The following is a 20,184-nucleotide window of genomic DNA, read 5'->3' on the forward strand; positions in this document are numbered from 1 at the left end:
TCATGAGTTCGGTACGGACTCGAAGTGGAAGTCGGTGATGCGCCCCTCGCGCTGTTCGCTGAACACGACGCGAACTCGGTCGTGGGTGAACAGGTACTCGCCGGCGGCGCTTTCGTCGCTCAGGTCGATGCCTTCGACGAAGTTGAGGATCGCGCTGTCCGCGCCGTCGAGCGTCACGAACGCGATCACGAGCGGCGGGTCGGGGAGCCCCGGGAACTTGGTGCTGATGAAGCCGAACGCGTCGATCGTACCCTCGGTGCCGACCGGTTCCCATTCGTCGCGGGTCGCCACGTAACACGCGTCGCAGTACGACCGGGCAGGTACCACCAAGCGCTCACAGCCGGGGCAGCGCCGGCCGAGGATGCGCTGGTTGTCACGCAGCTCCGCGAAGAACCGGCTGGCCGTCGCCCCGGCGAAGTAGGTGTAGTCGAAGTTCCAGTTGCCGGGCAGGAGCAGCAGGTCCTCGACGGGCGTGGACGGGTTCATGGTCGGTCTCCTCCGAGGACGCAGACGGTCGAAAACTGGGTCGCTCCACCTTGCCCGGTTGCGATCGCGCGGTGTACCCCGTCGCGCTGATACGGCCCGGCTGTGCCCCGGACCTGCTGGGCTGCCTCGGCAATCCGGATCAAAGCGGTCGCCGAAACCGGGTTCGCTGCTTGCGCCCCACCGGAGGGGTTGAACTCGATCGCCGTTTCGCCGCCCAGAACGCGCTCCACGAAGGGCCTGCTGTCGGCTACTTCGCACAGGCCGAGCGCGGGATAGGCCATCGCCTCGAGAATCGAGAACGGTGCCTGCAGTTCGAACACCTTCGCCTCCCGGCCTGGCTCGGTGATCCCTGCTTCCCGGTAGGCGACCTCAGCGGCGCGGCGCAGCGGCACCATTTCGATGAGACTGCCCTCGGGCCGGTTCATGCGCTCGCCCATGGAGTAGGTGTCACTGGATCCGCCCATGCCGTGGATCCAGGCTGTGGAGTGGGTCGGCCCGATGACGCCCGCGCGCGACAGGATGACCGCGCAGGCGCCCTCGGTGGTGGGGCACGCTTCGTAGCGGTGGATCGGCCACGCGAGCATGGGAGAGGCGAGCACCTGTTCGGGGGTCCGTGGTTTGGCGCCGATCACCAGGGGGTTGTCCACTGCGTTGGTGAAGTTGCGCGAGGCGATGCCCGCCCAGTGCCGCTCGGTGAATCCGTGCCGTTTGACCAGCATCGACGCGCGCAGTGCGGCCATGGTGATGGTGGTGAGGACGAAGTCCTTCTCGTAGATGGGGTCGAAGATCGTGTTGAAGATGGATTGCGCGGTCGCGGCCTGGCCCATCCGCTCCAGCGCCACGACGAGCACGGTGTCCGCGCGCCCGGCGCTGATCCACGCCAGCGCGGCCTGGACCACGGAGGCCCCGGTGGCACCTCCGGTGTTGATGCGGAAGTAGGGGCGGCCCGGGACACTGATCGACATGCGGTCGATGTCTTTGACACCAGCGAGAGTGTCGGGGGCCACGCCGCCGAACACGGCGTCGATGCCGTCGATGTCCAGCCCCGCGTCGGCGAGTGCCGCGTCCACAGCGATCTTCACCAGGTCGCCCGCGGACAGGTCGGGATTCTTGCGGCGATAGGGTGTCTGCCCGACTCCGACGATACCGATCGGTTCCCTGCTCACGCTTCCACCACCACCGCTGTGTGCGTTTGACCGGCAAGCGCCGCACCACTGGCCACCAGCGCGACACTCGGTCCCCCCGGCAGCTGCACGGCGCCCGCTCGCCCGGTGACCTGGAGGACGGCCTCGACGAACCGCACCAGACCGGTCGCCGGTTCGCAGTCTCCGGCGGCCGAGCCGCCCGACGGGTTCAGGCGTGTGTCGTCAGCCAGCGCGCCGAACCCGGTGCCGGGCTCGGCCAGGCCGGCGCTTTCGATGAGCTGCACCTCGTCCCACACTGTGCGCCCGCCCAGCTCGGCGACGTGCACCTCGGTCAGTTCGCGACAGGCCTCGGCGAGCGCGCCGCGCACGGCGACTCTTGCGCTCGGCAGCTCCGCCAGCGACCGGTTTCCCAGGTGAAAGGTGTCGGTGCCATGCCCGAACCCGGTGATCGAGGCCTGGCCGCTCGTGGTGTTCAGGTCGGTCCGGCACAGCACAGCCGCGGCGACGGCGTCGGTCTCAACGCGCAGATCGGCGGCGCGCAAGGGGAACGGAGCCGGAACCGTGCGGGCGGCGATGCGGTTCGCCCGGGGGTTGCGTTCCGCCCTCGAGCGCCGAGCATCCACAGCCCGCGTGTAGTCGGCGCTCGCGCCGAAGGCGCGGATGTGCGCCGAGGCCCGCAGCGCGGACGTGACCATCGCCGTCAGGCCCAGCGGCTGTTCGGTGAACGGATCGAATCCGTGTGCCGAGCTCCGTTCGGGGTCGCCTTCGCTGGCCCGTCCCCATGCGGCGACGAGTACCCGGTCGAATGTGCCGCTGACCAGTTGTGCGCCGGCGAGCGACAACGCGGCCAGCCCGTCTTCGGACAGGCGGATTTCGTCGCGGAGGTACGCGCCGGCGGCGGGTCCGGTGATCATGCTGGACAACGACCGGCCGTCGATCAGGTCTTCGCCGGCTACGGTCACCGCATCGACGTCTCGAAGAGCGCAGCCCGCGTCCGCCAGCGCCGCGCTGACGCACGAGAAGATCAGCTCTGGCAGGGAGCGAGTGCGATCGGCGCTGGTGAGTTCTACGGCGACGCCCTCGACGACGGCGTTATCTTGGCTCACGTGTTCACTCTACCTCAATTTGTCAACGGTGTTGTTGATAGTCTCGAGCGGTCAGGTGGAACCCAGGAGGTTCAGAGCGTGTCGCAGGTTGAACGGCGCGCCGACGCGGCGGTGTTCCCAGGCGCCGTCCACGCGTTTGCCGCGTCGGTGCAGCATCAGGTTGAACCCGGTGATGACCGCGTATTTGTAGAGTGACAGTGCCTCGAACCAGTCCACATGTGACTCGTCGCGGCCAAGCGCGTCGAAGTACCACTGCTTGAGCTCGGGTGCGTCGGCGAAGGTCGTGGACGGACGGGGGACGGGGCCCCATGCCGGTTTGTCGTGGAACGCGCAGATCCAGCCGACGTCGCCCAGCGTCGGGCCGATCCCGCACAGCTCCCAGTCGATGACGGCCAGGAGATCGCCGGTGTGTCCGTACATCAGGTTCTGGAACTGGAAGTCGCCGTGGAACAGGCCGATGTCGAAGGTTGCGGGCATGGTCTCGAGCAAACGCTGCCGGACTTCGGGTGCGAGCGCGAGCAACTCGTCACGTTCGGCTGCGCGTTCGGCGAACCGGTCCCACCGGGTGATCTCCCGTTCGAGGCCCCCGAACGTGCCGAGATACCCGCAGCGTGCCTGCCAGTCGACGTGGTGCACGTCGACCAGGGCAGTCATGGCTTGCCGGGCTGCTTCGCGCAAGGTGGCGCGGTCGAACCGCGCGATCGTCTCCGGACTGGACAGCGTCACCCCGTCGACCCGCGGCACGATGTAGTACGGGACGCCGAAGACGCCAGTCTCGTCGCCGGACCACAGGACTGCAGGGTGAGGTACGGCTGTGCCGTGGAGGGCTTGCAGGGCGGTTGTCTGGCGGGTGAGGTCGGCTGTGCCTTCCCATTTCACGCCGGGTGGTGGGAGGCGCAGATAGAATTGCTGAAAGGTGTTGGCTGCAGTGATGTCGAACAGGTAGGCGAAGCCGGCGTGGCCAGGTGCTCGTTCGACGGCGGTCACGCGTGCGTCGTCCGCGATGGTTTGGCGGGCGAAGCGGCGCAGCGCCTCAGTCACCTGTTCCAGGTCCATGGTTGTCAACATAGGTGTTGAATCGAGTAGAGTCCAGGCATGGCTTGGGATTTCAGTACCGATCCGGAGTTCCAGGAGGAACTGGACTGGGTCGAGGAGTTCGTCCGCGATGAGGTGCAGCCGCTCGACTTTCTGCTCGGTGACCCGCACGACCTTGTTCAGCCGGGCTACGAGGAGCTCGTCCGTCCGCTGCAGGAAACAGTGAAGCGGAGGGGATTGTGGGCGTGTCACCTCGACCCGGGCTTGGGCGGCAAGGGCTTCGGACAGGTCAAGCTCGCGTTGATGGCCGAGGTGATGGGCCGTTCACGGTTCGGGCCGACCGTGTTCGGTTGCCAGGCGCCCGACACGGGCAATTCCGAGATCCTCGCCCGCTACGGTACGGCCAAGCAGAAGACGCGCTACCTGGAACCCTTGCTGGACAACCGGATCGTGTCCACGTTCGCCATGACAGAGCCACACGGTGGTGCCGATCCGCTGATGATCCGCACCACCGCGGCCCTCGGTGCCGGCGGCTGGACGCTCAATGGACAGAAGTGGTTCGCCACCAGCGCGCGCTACGCCGGGTTCTTTCTGGTCGTGGCGATCACCGAGCCGGAGGCCTCGCCGCATCGCCGGATGTCGATTCTCATCGTCCCGGCCGGCACGCCCGGGATCGAGATCCTGCGCAACTCGAAGTTCCACGGCGAGCCTGAGGCGACACATGCCCACGTGCGATTCACTGACGTGGTGGTACCCGTCGACAGCATTCTCGGCGAACGCGGCGACGCATTCGTGATCGCACAGAACCGCCTCGGCGGTGGGCGATTGCACCACGCGATGCGCACGATTGCTCAGGCGCAGGCGGCGTTCGACATGATGTGCTCGCGGGCGTTGTCCCGGACGACCAAGGGGGAGCAGCTGGCGAAGAAGCAACTGGTGCAGGAGAAGATCGCTGACTGCTGGGCCAAGCTGCGTCAGTTCCGCCTTCTGGTGCTGGAAACGGCGTGGCTGCTCGACCAGGGGCGCGACTACCGTGCGGTGCGCAAGAACATCGCGGCGGTGAAGGCGACCATGCCGGGCGTGCTGCACGAGGTCGCTGCCGCCGCACTGCAGGTGCACGGGTCGCTCGGCTTGTCCGATGACATGCCGTTCACCGACTGGATCGCCCAGTCGTTCCGGCTCGGGTTGTCCGACGGGCCCACCGAGGTGCACAAGGTGACCATTGCTCGGGAAGTGCTGCGCGACTACGAGCCTGACGACGAATCGTTCCCGTGGTACTTCCGGCCCGCGCAGGAGGAACGAGCGCGGCGGAGTCACGGGCGGGGGTGATCCGGCGGCGCGGGTCACCCCGGTGGCCCGCGCCTGAAGAGAGCGAAGAAGCTACCGCGTGGATTTGTCATCCCGGAGGTCGATGGGTTGCTCCACGGGTCCTCGCGGTAGCTGATCCGGGACCTCGGGCGGCACTTGATGGTTTGACCGAATTCCACGAGTGCGACAGGTGTCAACGAGTGCGTTGGTTCAGCTGGATCACCATGTCGGCCACTCCGCGGCGGAACGCGGGCCGCCTGGTGGACCACTCCTGCGCCTCGCCCTCAGCGGCCAACGCGTCAGTGTGCCGCGAGAGGGTGAGCGCCTCGCGCGCCGTCGCGATAACCCGCCTGGTGTAGACCGGCTCCTGGTCGTCGAGGCGGCGGCCGAGCGCGACCGCAGCGCCTAGCAGCTCCTCGTCCGGATACACCGCCGCGACAAGGCCTTCGGCGAGCGCGCTCTCGGCGTCCCATTTCTCGCCGAAGACCGTGGCGAGCGTTGCGCGCTGCGCACCGACCGCCCGGGCCAGCATCCACAGGTTCCCGCCGCCGGGGTGGATTCGCAGTCGCGCAAATCGTGAGTCGAACAACGCGCGCGTGCCGGCGAGCCGCACGTCGCAGGCCAGCGCCAGGTTGAGTCCGGCGCCTACCGCAGGCCCATTGACCGCGGCGATCGTCACCAGCGGCGAGTGCAGGACCCGCAGGAAACCGTCGTACACGGCGCGAACGCGGTCGAAATCCCCGTCCGCCGCGGCTTCCAAAGTGGACATCTCCGCGCCGGCGCAGAACGCCGGGCCCGCGCCGGTTACGACGATGCACTGTGCCTGCGGATCGGCTTCGATCTCGTCGATCGCGCGGCCGACGGCCGCAACCAACCGGGCGGAGAGCACGTTGCGCCGGTGGGGGACGTTGAGAGTCAGCACGGCTGTGCCGCCGTGGCGTTCGACGAGGACAAGATCGGACATCGGAAACCTCACAGGGATGCAGGGACGACGGCAGTCCACAGGTCATCTTCGGATTCGCGGATGTCACTCCCGAGCCGAGCGGCCCAGATCCGCTCGGAGCCGTATTCGTCGCGCCAGGCCCACATCGAACGGGTGTGGACCTGCAGCTCGTACTCGCGGGTGATGCCCATGGCACCGTGCAGCTGGTGGGCAATGCGGGCGCCCGTCGTCGCGGCGAGACCCGTGCGCACCTTCGCCGCCGCGATCTCCCGCAGGCGCGGGTTCGAGACCGCGGTGCGCGCGGCGGCGGCCGCGGCGGCTGCTTCGCCGGCCAACGCGGCCAATTCCTGCCGGACCACCGGCTGCGTGGCCAGCGGCCGGCCGAACTGCTTGCGCTGGCGTAGGTAGGTGACGGTCAGATGCCGGCAGCGTTCGAGCGCCGCGGCGATCTGCACACCGCGGGCGAGCGCCCCGTACCCTTCGATGAGCGTGGCGGCCTCGGCTCCCCCCGTCCCGGGCGGAGAAACGTCGAGCAAGACGGTATCGGCAGGGAGGCCGGCGAGATTGGCCCCGTTCGTGACCCGCGCCGCGCCGGCCTCCACCAGGCCGACCCCGCCTTCGCGGTCGGCCACCAGCAGGTGCGAGGCCCACGACGCCCACGGCACCCGTGCGGCCCGGCCCGCCTTCGCGATCACCGGGACGACACATTCCTCCGGCAGCGGGATTCCGAGCCGTGTGGCCACCGCGTTGGTCACGAGCACCTGATCCGCCAACGGCGTCGGCACGCCCTGGTAGGCGGCCGCCGTGACGGCCTCGGCGGCGTCGGCGAAGCCGCCGCCGTTGCCACCCAGGCCCTCCGGGAGGCCGACGCGGGTCCAGCCTTGCTCGGCCAGCTCGGCGAACGCGGACCTCAGTGCCGGCTCGTCCCAGTCCCCACTGCTGGTCCGCACCACGTGCCGACCCACCATGTCCTGGACAACGTCTCTGAAGGCACTCACGCGTTCACCAGCTCTCGTCCGACGATTCCACGCAGGATCTCGTTCGTGCCGCCTCGCAGGGTCGCGTCGGGGCTGTGAAGCACGGCCTCGGTGAGCAGGCGCGTGTAGCGGTCGGGCGAGTTCGCGTCCGGCTCCGCCGGTGCCAGGCGTCGGGCTGTATCGACCACCTTGCGCTCGAACCGGCTACCGAGGTCCTTCACCAGAGCCGCCTGAACGACGGGCGATTCGCCGCGCGCGAGCGCATCGGCGACGGAAGCCGACAGCGCACGCAGGGTCTGAAGTTCGGCTGCAAGCTCGCCCAGCTCCGCATCCGCTACCTCGGGCCGTGCCGCGAGCGCGCTGAGCAGGGGGAGGTTGGACAGGTACCGCTCCGGTCCGCTGCGCTCGTGGCTCAGCTCCGCGACCACCTGCTGCCAGCCGAGCCCTTCGGTACCCAGCAGCGCGTCTCCGTCGAGTTCCACGTCATCGAACACGACTTCGTTGAAGTGGCGCTGCCCGTCCATGCTGATGATCGGGCGGACCCGCACGCCCGGCGCGGTCAGGTCGACCAGAAGCTGCGACATCCCGGCGTGCCGGTGTGCGGGGTCCAGAGGCGAGGTCCGCACCAGCGCGAGCAGGTGGTGCGCTTGATGCGCGTGCGAGGTCCAGATCTTGGTGCCGTTGACGATCCAACGCCCGCTCCGGCGACGCGCGGTCGTGCGGATGGACGCGAGATCCGAGCCACTGTCCGGTTCGGACATCCCGATCGCGAAAAAACACCGCCCTGCCGTGATCTCGGGCAGATAGCGGGAGCGCTGGACCGGTGTGCCGTGCTTGAGCAGGCTCGGCCCGACCTGGCGGTCGGCGAACCAGTGGGCCGCGACCGGTGCGCCGGCGGCAAGCAACTCCTCGACCACGATCAGCCGCTCCCGTTCACTGCGCTCGGTGCCGCCGTACTCGCGCGGCCAGGTCATGCCGATCCAGCCACGTTCGGCGAGGCGCCGGCTGAAGGCCTGGTCGAACGAGGACATCCAGGCGTCGCAATGGGGGACGAACTCGGTTTCGGCCAGGAATCGCCGGACGTCGGCTCGTAGCGTGCTCACGACGACACCGCCGAGTACAGCGTGAGCTCGCCCTCCGCGCGCTCACGCACCAGGCCGGAACGGATGAGCACGTCCAGGTGTGCGATGGTCTCGCCGACAGCGAGCATCTGGTTGAACACGTCCAGCTCGTCGAAGTGGCGGCGATGGCGCGTCCAGCCGAGTTGCCGGGCGATCGGCAGCGCAGGATGTTCACCGAGCGTGGAGACCGCTTCTCCGATCTCGGCCAGGCGCCGGTCGTGGTGGGTGACCAACTCGTCGACCCGGGTGTGCGAACTCGCGGCCACGGGGCCGTGAGCGGGCAGCAACCGCAGATCCGGCAGGGTGCGGACGAGGGCGAGTGACGCGAGGAAGCTTGTCAACGGCGACGGTGAGGCCACCGTCTCCAAGCCGATCGACGGCGTGATGTGCGGCAGGACGTGGTCGCCGCTGAACAGCAGGCCGCGTCCGAGGTCGGCGAACACGAGATGGCCACGGGTGTGCCCCGGAGTCGGGACGACCTTCAGCTCGGAGCCGCCCGCCTCGATAGTGCCGCCGTCGAGCCACTCGTCCGGTACCTCCCAGCCGTCCGTCTTCGGGTTGACGTACACGGCCTGGCTTTCCACGATGCGTGCGAGTTTCTCCGCCCCGGCGCCGCGTAGCAACTGCATCTGCGAACCGAAGCTCGCGTTGGCGTTTGTCGAGGTCAGGGCCTCGATCGAGGCGCGCTCACCGGCACCGAGCGCGATCGGCATGCCGAACTCACGTCGAAGAATCACGGCGAGGGTGTAGTGGTCGCGATGGGCGTGTGTGACGAGGATGCGCTTGATCGAGGTCAGCTGCGCGCCGATGGTCTGCACTCCGATCTCGAGCGCCGCGCGGGCTTCGGCCCGGGCCCAGCCGCCGTCGATGAGGGTCAGTCCGTCCGGCTGCTCGAGCGCGTAGACGTTCACCGCCTTCAGGTTGTCGCCGGGCATCGGCAGTGGGATGCGGTAGACGCCCGTGGCGACCTCTTCGGTCGCGGGCAGTGTCCAGGCGTTCCGGTCCGCGGACCCGGGTTGCGGTTCGGCGCTCATGCGGTTCACGGCCATGTACCGAACTTAGGAATGGCACCGCTCGTTGTCAACATAGGTGTTGACGAACGGGTGGTGCGAGAGGTTTCATGACTCCATGCTTGATGTCAGGAGCGCGATGCGGCGCGCCGTGGAATTCAACAGCGACCGCGTCGCGGTGATGAGCGAAGGCCGGTCATTGACGTACGCCGAGGCCTGGGATCGCGGCAAGCGCATGGCGAACGCATTGGCGAGCCTGGGGGTGCGACCGGGTGATCGGGTGGCCGTGCTCGAGGACAACTGCATGGCCAGCTCCGACTTCTTCGTCGGCACGGCGATAGGCAACTTCGTGCGAGTGCCGCTCTACAAACGCAACAGCAGTGAAGCGCACGCCCACATGCTGCGACAGACTCAATGCAAGGTGCTGGTCGTCGCCGCCGATCTCGAGAGCGAGGTCAAGGACCTGGTCGCGACGCTGCCGGACCTCGACCACATCATCGTGCGCGACGCGGGCTACGAAGACTGGCTCGCGTCTTTTCCCTGCACCGATCCGGACCCGGCGATCGACGTGGATGACTTCTATGTCATCCGGCATTCGGCCGGCACGACCGGCTTGTCCAAGGGCGTTGCCTTCACCCACCGGGCGTGGATGAACACCGAGCGGAACTGGACGTTCCTGCTCGCGCCGATCGGGATCGGCGACTGCAGTGTCCATGTGGGGCCGATCTCGCACGGCTCGGGCTACTTGTTCGTGCCGACCTGGCTCGCGGGCGGGACGAACATCCTGGAGCCCCGCTTCAGCCCGCAGCGGGTGCTGGCCCTGCTCAGTGAACACGGTGGTTACATCTTCGGCGTGCCGACTATGTTGAGTGATCTGGTCAAGGCCATCGACACCGGCGAAGTGACGCTGCCGGCACTGCCCGCGCTGAAGGGTTTCGTCCTGGGCGGTGCGCCGATCAACCGGGCCACCACGCTCCGTGCGAAGGAACTTCTGGACGGCAAGCTGTATCAAATGTTCGGCCAGACTGAATGCGTACCTGGGACGTGGCTCACCCCGGGGGACTGGTTCGCCGACATCGAGGGTTCCGACCCGGTCGTCTCGTGCGGCAGAGTGTTGCCCTACACCGAGGTCGAGATCCGCGACGCGAACAACAAGCCTCTGCCGATCGGCGAGACCGGCGAGATCGCGCTGCGCAGCGACGGGCAGATGGTGTGCATCTGGGGTGAGCCGGACCTGACCGCCCAGCGGCTCGTCGACGGCTGGGTGCTCACCGGCGACATCGGGCACTTCGATCGAAACGGGTATCTTTACCTGGCCGATCGCAAGGACGACCTGATCATCTCCGGCGGCTTCAACATCTGGCCCGCAGAGCTCGAGGCCGTGATCGCGGAACTGCCCGGAGTACGTGAGGTCTCCGTCGTCGGCATTCCCAGCGAGCGTTGGGGCGAGACGCCCTTGGCCCTGATCGTGGTGGACTCGCTGGGCGCGGTTACAGAGGAAGCGGTGGTCGAGACGTGCCGCAAACGCCTCGGCTCGTACAAGAAGCCCAGCCGGGTGGAGTTTTCCACTGAGCCCTTGCGCCGTACGCCCTTGGGCAAGATCTCGCGGAAGCTGCTTCGCGAGCCGTACTGGGCCGGCCGAGCGAACCGGGTGGGGTCGGCGTGAGCACACCTGACACCGTCGCCGTCGAGCAATTCGAAAAGTGGCTTGAGCGCTTCGCCGGCGACATCGGCAGCGGTGACGCGCGACGAGTCGCCGAGCACTTTCGCGACGATGGCTATCTCCGCGACATTCTGGCCCTCACGTGGGATTTCCGGACCTTCGCAGGGCCTGCCGAGATCGAAAGTGCATTTGCCACGACTCTCCCGGAGGTGCGGCTGAGGGATCTGCGGCGCTCGCCTGAGCGCTTGGCGCCGCGGATCGTGCGCCGATCTGGGAGGAGCGTGCTGGAGGCGTACTTCGACTTCGACACGGTACTGGGGCGCGGTTCTGCGTTCGTGCGGCTGCAACTGGCGGACGGCGATGACACTGCCGAGGACCCTCGCGTGTGGACATTGCTCACGACGCTCCAGGAGCTCCGCGGATTCGAAGAGCGCGTTCTGGACCGGAGACCGGACGGCACCGAGTTCTCCTATCAGTTCGCCGGCGACAATTGGCTCGACACTCGTCTGATGCGAGCGGAGTTCACCGACCGCCAGCCCGAGGTACTCATCGTCGGAGCGGGGCAGGCGGGGCTGTCTCTCGGCGCGCGGCTGGGCCAGATCGGGGTCGATGCGCTGATCGTGGAGTCGAACGCACGGGTGGGGGACAACTGGCGCAACCGTTACCACTCGCTGGCGCTGCACAACGAGGTGTGGTCCAACCACATGCCGTATGTCCCGTTCCCGCCGAACTGGCCGACCTTCTTGCCGAAGGACAAACTGGCCGGTTTCCTCGAGGCGTACACGGAATTCATGGAACTCAACGTCTGGACCGGTACCCAGATGATGGGTGCCGACTACGACGAGACAAACAAGCACTGGACGGTGCGACTGAAGCGGGCTGACGGCGTCGAACGCTTGGTCACGGTCCCGCACCTGGTGATGGCCACCGGCAGCGTCGCCGGAGCGCCGATCGTCCCGAAGTTGCCCGGCCTCGACGAGTTCGCCGGTGAGGTGCTTCATTCGAGCGAGTTCACCAGCGGAGTTCCCTACCGGGACAAGCGTGCGATCGTCATCGGCACCGGCAACAGTGGACACGACGTGGCGCAGGACCTGTATTCCAACGACGCGACCGAGGTGACGATCGTTCAGCGCGGTTCGACGTGCGTGGTCAGCCTCGTGCCGAGCGGGACGATGGTCTACTCGCTCTACGCGGAGGGGCCGGTCGAGGACATCGACCTGATCACGGCGTCCATTCCGTACCCGGAGCTGCGCAGCTCGTACCAATGGCTGACTAAGAAGACCTGCGAACTGGACAAGGCACTGCTGGATGGGCTTCGCGCGGTCGGCTTCGAGACCGACATGGGCGAGGACGGCACCGGTTTCCACATGAAGTACCTGCGCACCGGCGGCGGTTACTACATCAACGTCGGCTGCTCGGACTTGATCGCCCGCCGCAAGATCAAGCTGGCCCACGCCAGCGACATCGAGACGTTCGTGCGGGATGGCCTGCGGCGCAGGGACGGCACCGTGATCCAGGCTGACGTGGTCGTGCTTGCTACGGGCTTCGAAACTCAGGTGGCCACGATCCGCCGGTTGCTCGGTGACGAGGTCGCCGACAGGATCGGGGAGCTGTGGGGCTTCGACGACGACGGTTTCATGAAGAACATGTGGCGACCCACCGGGCAGGAACGCCTCTGGGTCATGGGCGGGGCGCTCGCCGAGTGCCGATTGTGGTCGCGCTTCCTCGCGTTGCAGATCAAGGCCGATCTCGAAGGGTTGCGCCCGGCCTGGGAGGGAGGCCGACCGGGTGGCTCGCCTCGGCTTGGCGTATGACCTCAGGCTGCCGGGGCTGACTCCAGAGCAGCGGGCGAGGCAATATCGCACTTGCCTCGAACAGGTCGAATGGGCCGATCGGGTGGGCATCGGGCAAGTCGCGCTGCGCGAGCATCACGGTAGTGACGACGGGTACCTGCCCTCGCCGCTAGTGCTGGGCGGCGCCGTCGCTGCCCGCACTAGCTCGCTCACGATCCACCTGCAGGCATTGGTGGTCACCCTGCACGATCCGGTTCGCCTGGCCGAGGACCTGGCGGTGCTCGACCTCATTTCGGGCGGGCGGCTCGTGGTCACCGTCGGCGCGGGATATGACCCGAACGAACACGCCATGTTCGGCCGCAGTTTCGACCAGCGACCGGCTGATGTGGAGCGTGCTTTCACCACCCTGCGAAAGGCGTGGACGGGCGAGAAATTCGAGCTTGACGGGAGGCCCGTGCGGGTCACGCCGCAGCCATACCAGGACCCCGGGCCGGCACTGCTGCTCGGCGGCGCAAGTGCCGCCGCAGCCCGGCGCGCTGCCCGCATCGCGGATGGCTTCCTGCCGGTTCGGGACCGGTTTTACGCCGCGTATAGATCGGCCGTCGTGGAGCTCGGTCAACCCGATCCTGGGCCGTTGGCGAAGGCCGGGCCACTTTTCGTCTACGTCGCTGAGGACCCGGATCGGGCGTGGCAGGAGATCGGGCCGTACTGCCTGCACGAGAGCAACGCCTACGCTGCGCTAGCTCGCGCCTCGGGACTGCGGACCGGCTTCACCGCGTACCCGGATATCGATGCGCTGCGCTCCAGTGGGCAATATCCCATCTACACACCGGACGAACTCGTCGCCCTTTGCCGCCAGTGGGGCGACGAGAGCAGGGTGACCATTCCACCGCTGGCCGGCGGCATGCCGCCCGAACTGTCGTGGCGCTCGCTGGAGCTGATCGCCGACCGGGTGGTACCGCGGATCACTGCGCGCCCCAGCCCACCCGCGAGCTTCCGCACATCGTCACCGACAGGAGTGATCGCGTGACGTGTGGCAAACACTCCGACTCATTGGCCCGACGGCTCTGTAAGGTCGGGCAGATCAGGCGGCTTGTCCCACGCCACCCCTGTCGATCGCGCGGCTGGGTTGCGGGGTGATCACTGACGCGCGCCAGGCCAACTCCAGAAGCACCGGTCACGACCCGCAGAACTTCCAGGTGGGGCAACAGAGCCGCGACGTGGTGGCGGTGCTCGAGGCGGCTGGACACCGGTTGGGCCTGGACTTCGGCACCAGCGCCGGCGCGATGATTGCGCTGGAAGTGGCGCGTGTCCACCCGGAATCGGTGGAGGCGGTTGTCGCACATGAACCACCGGCGACTCGGTTGCAACCCCGACGCCGACGAACTGTGCGCCGTCTGCGCCGACATTCACCGGACCGTGTGGACCTCGGGGTACACCGAGGCGATCGCGCGGTTCAACACGGTCGTCTTCGGTGTCCCGGGCCCACCGGCTGGTCCCGCAATTCCCGAGTTCGCCGCCAGGGGCGATTCCTAGTTTGTCGGGTTCGTGGAGCGGACCGCCGGGAACTTCGAGTTCTTCGCGCAGTCTGAGACGATACCGGTCACCTTCTACTAGCCCGACGTCGAGACGATCACCCGGAATCAGGTCACCTTGGTGCCGGCAGTCGGACGGTCCACCCTTGACCAGGGCCGGTTCCACGGCCGAATCGCGACCGTGCTGGCCGAGTGGGAAGGAGAGCAGGTGGTGGTGTTCCGGACACCACCTGTGCTATCTGGACCCAGGTGAAGAGTGGGCGCACTCACTTCACAAGGTGCTGGGCCAACCTGCTTCGTGCCCGGACGGTCGGCTGACGCGAGCGGACGGCTGATTCCTCAATGCCGCACTCCCGGCGGCGAGGAATCAGGCACGCCCGTCGGAGCTGGACCGTCCCCGATCAGCCGCCCGTGTCCAGTCCGAGCAGCTCCTGTGCGTAACCGATCATGAGCTCCTTGCCTTTGACGTCGATGACAAAGCCGGATTCGGCCAGGTCCTCATTACCGGCCAGCTGTCCGGAACCCTGGTCGGGTCCGAACGGCACCACAATGAAGTCGGGTGGCTCGGTGAAGGCGGAAACTTGTCCGTCACCGGTGATCTGCCGCCGGATGTTGGCCGCGGCCACCTCGGCCTGCACGCTGGCGAGGTAGGCCCGGTTCTCCCCGATCTCCGCGATGTCGCCGACCGCGAAGACGGTCTCCTGGCCGACGACGCGCATCTGATCGGTCACCCGGATGGCCCCCGACGAGGTCTTTGCCTCTGCCAGGGCACCGGTGACGTAACCGGTCTGCCGAGTCACCCCGTAGCACTGGTACCAGATGTCGGCCTCGATGACCGCGCCACCTGCGGTGGATACCGAGAAGGGGGCATGCACGCCTGGCGCACCAGGTGGCGGGGCGGACAGGCCGTGTCCCAACACCAGCTCCACTCCCGCTTCGAGGGCGAGGCGGCGTAGCTCGTCGCGCAGGTCCTGACGGAAGCGCCCGGCGAGAACGTCGTCAACCGGGTCGACGATGGTGACCTTCTTCTCCGGCCACCGTGCCGAGATCTCGCCGGCCAGCTCGATGCCGACGGGGCCGGCGCCGAGCAGCAGTACGCGATCGGCGCGATCGAGCTCCTGGTGCGCGCGGCGGTACCGATCCTGTGCCTTGCCGATTTTGTCGTGATCGGACTTCGCCGGGAACGGGTACGTCGAACCCGTCGCCAGGACCAGGAAATCAGGTGTCAGAACGGTACCGGACGCCAGCACCACGCGCCTAGGCCCGACCTCGATCGCGCGGTCACGCACCACGCGCCCGCGTTCCAGGAGCTGCTCATAGGAAAGGAAGATCGATGGCATCCAGTCAGGGTCCACGAGCGCGCGCAACGCACCGATCGTGTGGTGAAAGGCTTCCCGGGGTTCCACCAGCACCACGTCGGCGATATCGTCGAGCGCGCGAGCAGTCGTGGCGCCACCGTAGCCGCCACCGATCACCACGACCTGGTGACCAGAACTGTTTTCGTCGGTCATCTTCGCTCCTCCGCTGGTCACCACGCCGGCTTGACCAGTTCTTCTTCGGACACACCCGATAGCAGACCCTTGACCAGTTCGTCGGGATCGATGACGATGCCGCCGGGGCGTCGGAGGAAGACCTCCGACGCCATGAAGGCCTCGCCCTCCTCCACCGGCATGTTGTCGATCTGGAGCTCCACGTGGTTGCCCTCGGGGTCGCGGTAGTACAGCGAGGTCGTCGTGCCGTGGTTCATCGACAGCACGGGGCGGATTCCCAGTGCGGCCAGGCGGCCGTAGTTGTCCAGCAGGTCGCCCAGCTTGGTGAAGGTGAAGGCGATGTGGGAGAGCCCGGTCAGCGGGCCGCCGACGATGTCGAGCGGGTTCACGCCCTCGGTCACGCCCTGGGGCTGCACCGGCGCGCTGGCCATCGGCGGCACCTGGCCGGAGGGCTTGCCGCCGCGGGTGCTGTCGATGAACGCGATCCGGTGGTGTTCTTCGTCGTATGAGAGGAACACCCCGGCGGGGCCGTCGTGGACCACGCGGGCGTCAAGGACCTTGAGATACCACTCCGTCATGTCGGCCACGCGCTCGGTGTTCAGCACGACATGTGCCATTTTCGATGGAGAAGCCATTTTTAGTCACACTCCCATGAGCGGTTTGATCGTATTTTCCGTGGATTAAAAAGGGGATGCGTAGTAGCGATTTATATCGGGTAACCGTTGGTGAACATAAATGATAATTCGAGCTAGGTCGACCATTCCGGGGTAAATGTTATTCGAAAGGCCGGCCGAGGCCGAATTTCGGCCGGCTCAGATCTCGGCCCAGGTATCTTCGCACCGCGAGAAGTCGACCTGTGACGGCAGAATGCCCAGCACCGTTGTCTGCTCGTCATCAAGCTCGCCGAAAGCTCGCGTTCAATGGCTGCGAATGCAACTTCCACCTTCGCCCGGCGCCCGGCCGCCGACCGCAGTGATCTCGACGATGTGCCGGTGGCGGTCGGTCGGGTCGCGACGACGGCGCACCGGCCGAGCTGCCTCGAGGTCGTTGAGAATGCCGACCACTGCGCTGGGGTGCAGGCCAAGCACCTCGACTAGGTGTATTGCCCTGTGAGGTTGGGGACGCGGCTGGCGGGTGGTTGGCCGGCGAGTGCGGTGTGGCCGCGGTGGTGATTGTAGGTGTGCAACCACCCCGGATAGGCGTCACGTCGCTCGGCTTCTGAGTGGTAAGGACGTGCGTAGGCCCATTCCTCGAGCAAGGTGCGATTGAACCGCTCAACTTTGCCGTTGGTTTGCGGCCGGTAGGGGCGCGTGCGCTTGTGGACGATGCCCGCGTCGCGCAGCGTGTCGCGCCAGAGGTGGGACTTGTAGCAGGACCCGTTGTCGGTCAGGACTCGCTGGATGGTGATCCCGACTGAGGTGAAGAACGCGTGCGCTCGTGTCCAGAACGCGACCGCGGTTTCTTTGGTCTCATCGGGCAGGATTTCGCTGTAGGCCAGCCGGGAGTGGTCGTCCACGGCGTTGTGGAGGTAGCTGGATCCGATCCTGGGTCTGCCATGACGGTAACGAGCTGTGGTGGTGGCTTTCTTGTTCTGCTCTCCGGTGGCGCGGTCGGTGACACGATGCCCGCCGCCGTCGGGGATGTTGCCCAGCTTCTTGATATCGACATGCACCAGGTCACCGGGCGCGTCGTGCTCGTAGCGGCGGATCGGCCGTCCGGTGGCCCGGTCGAGGTGGGCCAGCCGGGAGCACCGGTAACGGGTCAGGACTCGGTGAACCGTGGACGGATTCAGCCCGAGCAGGTAGGCGATCCGGGCCGGTCCCCACCGGCGGATCACCCGGACCTTGATGATTCGCCGCTCGACCCGGGTGGGGGTCTGGTGCGGGCTCGCGTGTGGACGGCTTGACCTGTCAGCCATGCCGGCTTCGCCGTGCTCGCGGTAGCGCCCGGCCCACCGCACCGCGGTGGAGACCGATACCTGGAACCGCTCCGCGGCCCGCCGCAACGGCCAGCCCTCGTCCACGACACACCGGGCCAGGCGCAGCCTGCCGGTCTCAGACAGCGGGGCATTACGGTGGGACACGAGGGCCTCCTGGTAGCCGGTGCAGATGTCGCAATCCACACCGAACCCGGAGGCCCTCCCTCACACCAAGATCATCCGATCACGTGTCGCACCGATCGCAACCTCCCCAGGCAGTACAACTAGGGCTTGCTGGCTCAGCTGGTGCTGGGCGAGGTGCATGAGGGTGGATTTCGAACGGCGAGTTGAGTGCGCCCGGCGAAGCGACCGGTTCGGCGGGCGTCATCGGGTTGGCTCCCCGGTCAGAGGTGGACGGCGGAACACGCCATCGGGATCGAACCGGTCGCGAAGGCGGAGGACACGGTCGCCGGTGCGGCCGGGGAACGCCTTGCGGAACGTGCGCTCGTCCGGTCGGCTCTCGAAGCTGCGGTAGGCGCCGTCGGCATAGGGAACCAAGGATTTCGTGACCACGTCGAGCTCGACGCCGCCCACCGGCGGGAATTGCGTGACGATCACGAGCACTTCCTGGTGTCGGTGCGCGTACGCGGTCGTTGCTGAATCGGCGTCGTTGATCGCGCCGCCGAGCGCGCGTAGCTGAACTAACGGGCCGTTCGGGTGGTCGGCCATCGTCATGATGGCTTCAGCGCTGGCCGCCGTGAGCGTCGGCAGCAAGGCGTTCGTCGTGGTGGACGGTTGCTGTCCCAGGTTCGGGTGTACGTGGCTACGGGAGACCAGTGCGGTGTACGGAACGACCTGTGCGGCCTGATTGAGCGGGCGAACTCCGAACCGGGTGAGTGGTTCGACGAGCTGCCTGATCAGCGCGCCGTCCTCGTTGGCGACGACCGCGGTGAACTGGGCGGCGAAACCACCGCGCCGGGGAAACAGCGCGACGGTCGTCGTGAGCTCCCGGGGTGCCTGTGCCATGTACTCCGACCACCGGCGCACGGTCTCGCCCTTGAGGTCGGCCTCGACGACGACGTTGGCGTAGCCGACGTTCCGGATCGGCGCGGCGTCGATCTCGAAGGAGGTGGCGATCCCGACGTTTTCGCCGGCGCCTCGCATCGCCCAGAAGAGGTCGGGATGGTGATCGTGGTCCGCGTGCACCTGGGTGCCGTCCGCGAGAACGACGTCGACGGCATGGATGTGGTCGATTGTCAGCCCGTAGCGCCGAACGAACCACCCGATTCCACCTGCGGTCGCGATGCCTCCGACACCGACATTACCGTGATCGCCGGAGCTGATCGCCCAGCCGTGTTCGCTCAGTGCCTCGGCGACGTGTGCCCAGCGCGCTCCGGCCCCGACCTGCACTCGGCGGGTTCCGGTGTCCAGCACATCGACCTGGCGCAGAGCGCTAAGGTCGAGTACAATCCCGCCGTCGTTCGACGACCGTCCTGCCAAGCTGTGTCCACCACTGCGAATCGAAATCTGCAGGCCGCTGTCCCGTGCTGTGGTCACCGCCACAGCCAGTTCGTCGGCGCTTTCAGGTACCAGGATCAATGCAGGGGAAGCGGTTCTGACGTACGTCGACTGAAACAGTGGATAACGCCGGTCGCCGGGGCGCACGGCACGGTCCCGCAACACACTCGGGAGCACCAGTTTGGTCATGCCCTGTCACGCAGCTCGGCGACGCGGGCTCGTACCGCGGGAACCACCTGCGTCGTGAAGATCTCCAGCTGGCCAGCCGGATCGGTGATGGGCCAGAAGACGAACGTGTCGAATCCGAGCCGCACGGTCCAGTCGGCCAGCGTGTCCACCCACTGCTCGACCGGGCCGAGGAGCCCCTGCCCGCCGCGGTGACCGCCGACAGATCCCAGGACGTTGTAGATCCGGCGGACTTCGCGCGGTTCCCTGCCCGCATCTGCTGCCGCCTTGTCGATCAGCGACTGCAGTCCGGGCACTTCGTCGGGGGCGATGTAGATGTTGAGCGGGCACACCCAGCCGTCGCTGGACCGGCCGGTGACTGCAAGCATTTTTGGTTTCTGCGCTCCGACCCACACCTCGATCGGCTTGGGTGGTATCGGCCCGGCTTGATAGCCGGTGACCTGATGCTGATCGGTCCGGGCTTCAATGGCGTCGCCCTTCAACGCCTGCCGCAAGATCTGGATTGCTTCGTCGGTGAAGGTCACCATACTGGATCCGGATCGAGGGATTCCGCCCATCGAGGCGATCGCCGGCGCGCTCGCGCCGCCACCGACGCCGAGCTGGACCCGACCACCGGCCATGGCCGCCAGAGAGGCCGCGGCCTTGGCCAGGATGGTCGGCGGGCGCAGTTGCAGGTCGGCGACGTCGGGCAGCACCGAGATCCGCTCGGTGCGGGCGAGCAAGTAGGTCACCATCGTCCACATGTCGAGGTATCCAGGCTGGTACGGGTGGTCTTGTACCGCCAGGTAGTCCAGTCCGGCCCGGTCGGCTCGCTGCGCTATGTCGAGTGACGGGGCGAAGCCTGCGGCGGTGGGATCGATACTGATCCCGAAGCTGACGGGACGTCCGAAATCTGCCATGACGCCGATGCTCCGCGCCGAGGCATGGGACTTGCAAATCGGTCCGAAGTC

General features: G+C 67.1%; 17 protein-coding genes. 4 read left to right on the plus strand and 13 right to left on the minus strand.

The features are described from left to right. The 4 genes from ABZU76_RS14935 to ABZU76_RS14950 are packed head-to-tail and all read right to left on the minus strand — an operon-like array spanning nucleotide 1 to nucleotide 3,943. Nucleotides 1-486 (minus strand): zinc ribbon domain-containing protein, encoded by a 486-nt coding sequence (locus ABZU76_RS14935; protein WP_354869212.1) that lies wholly within the window; start codon nucleotides 484-486, stop codon nucleotides 1-3. Further along, on the minus strand, nucleotides 483-1,652 hold the full coding sequence (locus ABZU76_RS14940; RefSeq protein ID WP_354869215.1) for a thiolase family protein: 1,170 nt from the start codon (nucleotides 1,650-1,652) through the stop codon (nucleotides 483-485). Before ABZU76_RS14940 ends, ABZU76_RS14935 begins: the two co-directional genes overlap by 4 nt. Beyond that, nucleotides 1,649-2,737, minus strand: coding sequence for a hypothetical protein (locus ABZU76_RS14945; protein WP_354869217.1), 1,089 nt, complete (start codon nucleotides 2,735-2,737; stop codon nucleotides 1,649-1,651). Before ABZU76_RS14945 ends, ABZU76_RS14940 begins: the two co-directional genes overlap by 4 nt. Nucleotides 2,738-2,788: 51 nt before the next feature. Beyond that, on the minus strand, nucleotides 2,789-3,943 hold the full coding sequence (locus ABZU76_RS14950) for a phosphotransferase family protein (protein ID WP_354869219.1): 1,155 nt from the start codon (nucleotides 3,941-3,943) through the stop codon (nucleotides 2,789-2,791). On the opposite strand from ABZU76_RS14950, the gene ABZU76_RS14955 reads away from it, so the two are divergent. Continuing rightward, nucleotides 3,833-5,101 carry an acyl-CoA dehydrogenase family protein gene (locus ABZU76_RS14955; protein WP_354869222.1) on the plus strand — a complete coding sequence of 423 codons (1,269 nt, stop codon included), beginning with the start codon at nucleotides 3,833-3,835 and terminating at the stop codon, nucleotides 5,099-5,101. The two genes, ABZU76_RS14950 and ABZU76_RS14955, sit on opposite strands and share 111 nt — an antisense overlap. Nucleotides 5,102-5,273: 172 nt before the next feature. On the opposite strand, the gene ABZU76_RS14960 is transcribed toward ABZU76_RS14955, so the two are convergent. Genes ABZU76_RS14960 through ABZU76_RS14975 form a run of 4 tightly spaced genes read right to left on the minus strand, consistent with a single transcriptional unit; the run spans nucleotide 5,274 to nucleotide 9,170 of the window. Further along, entirely contained in the window at nucleotides 5,274-6,044 is a 771-nt protein-coding gene (locus ABZU76_RS14960) for an enoyl-CoA hydratase-related protein (protein WP_354869224.1), read from the minus strand. Between the two features lie 8 nt (nucleotides 6,045-6,052). Next, nucleotides 6,053-7,021, minus strand: a complete 969-nt coding sequence (locus ABZU76_RS14965) for an acyl-CoA dehydrogenase family protein (RefSeq protein WP_354869227.1) — start codon at nucleotides 7,019-7,021, stop codon at nucleotides 6,053-6,055. After that, nucleotides 7,018-8,103 carry an acyl-CoA dehydrogenase family protein gene (locus tag ABZU76_RS14970; RefSeq protein WP_354869230.1) on the minus strand — a complete coding sequence of 362 codons (1,086 nt, stop codon included), beginning with the start codon at nucleotides 8,101-8,103 and terminating at the stop codon, nucleotides 7,018-7,020. Before ABZU76_RS14970 ends, ABZU76_RS14965 begins: the two co-directional genes overlap by 4 nt. Beyond that, nucleotides 8,100-9,170, minus strand: a complete 1,071-nt coding sequence (locus ABZU76_RS14975; RefSeq protein WP_354869233.1) for an MBL fold metallo-hydrolase — start codon at nucleotides 9,168-9,170, stop codon at nucleotides 8,100-8,102. The genes ABZU76_RS14970 and ABZU76_RS14975 overlap by 4 nt, the downstream gene beginning before the upstream one ends. A 100-nt stretch (nucleotides 9,171-9,270) precedes the next feature. Between ABZU76_RS14975 and ABZU76_RS14980 the strand changes: the two genes are divergently transcribed. The 3 genes from ABZU76_RS14980 to ABZU76_RS14990 are packed head-to-tail and all read left to right on the plus strand — an operon-like array spanning nucleotide 9,271 to nucleotide 13,617. Continuing rightward, nucleotides 9,271-10,797, plus strand: coding sequence for an AMP-binding protein (locus tag ABZU76_RS14980; protein ID WP_354869235.1), 1,527 nt, complete (start codon nucleotides 9,271-9,273; stop codon nucleotides 10,795-10,797). Further along, nucleotides 10,794-12,608 carry an NAD(P)/FAD-dependent oxidoreductase gene (locus tag ABZU76_RS14985; protein WP_354869238.1) on the plus strand — a complete coding sequence of 605 codons (1,815 nt, stop codon included), beginning with the start codon at nucleotides 10,794-10,796 and terminating at the stop codon, nucleotides 12,606-12,608. Before ABZU76_RS14980 ends, ABZU76_RS14985 begins: the two co-directional genes overlap by 4 nt. After that, nucleotides 12,583-13,617 (plus strand): LLM class flavin-dependent oxidoreductase, encoded by a 1,035-nt coding sequence (locus tag ABZU76_RS14990; protein WP_354869240.1) that lies wholly within the window; start codon nucleotides 12,583-12,585, stop codon nucleotides 13,615-13,617. The genes ABZU76_RS14985 and ABZU76_RS14990 overlap by 26 nt, the downstream gene beginning before the upstream one ends. A 906-nt stretch (nucleotides 13,618-14,523) precedes the next feature. On the opposite strand, the gene ABZU76_RS14995 is transcribed toward ABZU76_RS14990, so the two are convergent. The 5 genes from ABZU76_RS14995 to ABZU76_RS15015 form a co-directional block, all read right to left on the minus strand. After that, nucleotides 14,524-15,600: an FAD-dependent oxidoreductase gene (locus ABZU76_RS14995; protein ID WP_354869242.1), complete on the minus strand. Its 1,077-nt coding sequence runs from the start codon at nucleotides 15,598-15,600 to the stop codon at nucleotides 14,524-14,526. Between the two features lie 50 nt (nucleotides 15,601-15,650). Further along, the gene (locus ABZU76_RS15000; protein WP_354869244.1) at nucleotides 15,651-16,217 is read right to left on the minus strand and encodes a VOC family protein; all 567 of its coding nucleotides are present in this window, start codon (nucleotides 16,215-16,217) and stop codon (nucleotides 15,651-15,653) included. Nucleotides 16,218-16,705: 488 nt separating this feature from the next. Then, nucleotides 16,706-17,695 (minus strand): IS481 family transposase, encoded by a 990-nt coding sequence (locus ABZU76_RS15005; RefSeq protein ID WP_354869246.1) that lies wholly within the window; start codon nucleotides 17,693-17,695, stop codon nucleotides 16,706-16,708. A 219-nt stretch (nucleotides 17,696-17,914) separates the two neighbouring features. Next, nucleotides 17,915-19,237, minus strand: coding sequence for an FAD-dependent oxidoreductase (locus ABZU76_RS15010; RefSeq protein ID WP_354869248.1), 1,323 nt, complete (start codon nucleotides 19,235-19,237; stop codon nucleotides 17,915-17,917). Beyond that, nucleotides 19,234-20,133, minus strand: coding sequence for an LLM class flavin-dependent oxidoreductase (locus ABZU76_RS15015; protein WP_354869251.1), 900 nt, complete (start codon nucleotides 20,131-20,133; stop codon nucleotides 19,234-19,236). Before ABZU76_RS15015 ends, ABZU76_RS15010 begins: the two co-directional genes overlap by 4 nt. Nucleotides 20,134-20,184 lie beyond the last annotated feature (51 nt).

Origin of the sequence: Amycolatopsis sp. NPDC005232 (assembly GCF_040607795.1) — a bacterium.
Lineage (GTDB): Bacteria > Actinomycetota > Actinomycetes > Mycobacteriales > Pseudonocardiaceae > Amycolatopsis.

Coding starts and splice junctions, on each gene's coding strand:
- ABZU76_RS14935 (WP_354869212.1), bottom strand. CDS start 486: ATGAACCCGTCCACGCCCGTCGAGGACCTGCTGCTCCTGCCCGGCAAC.
- ABZU76_RS14955 (WP_354869222.1), top strand. CDS start 3,833: ATGGCTTGGGATTTCAGTACCGATCCGGAGTTCCAGGAGGAACTGGAC.
- ABZU76_RS14960 (WP_354869224.1), bottom strand. CDS start 6,044: ATGTCCGATCTTGTCCTCGTCGAACGCCACGGCGGCACAGCCGTGCTG.
- ABZU76_RS14975 (WP_354869233.1), bottom strand. CDS start 9,170: ATGGCCGTGAACCGCATGAGCGCCGAACCGCAACCCGGGTCCGCGGAC.
- ABZU76_RS14980 (WP_354869235.1), top strand. CDS start 9,271: ATGCGGCGCGCCGTGGAATTCAACAGCGACCGCGTCGCGGTGATGAGC.
- ABZU76_RS15010 (WP_354869248.1), bottom strand. CDS start 19,237: ATGACCAAACTGGTGCTCCCGAGTGTGTTGCGGGACCGTGCCGTGCGC.
- ABZU76_RS15015 (WP_354869251.1), bottom strand. CDS start 20,133: ATGGCAGATTTCGGACGTCCCGTCAGCTTCGGGATCAGTATCGATCCC.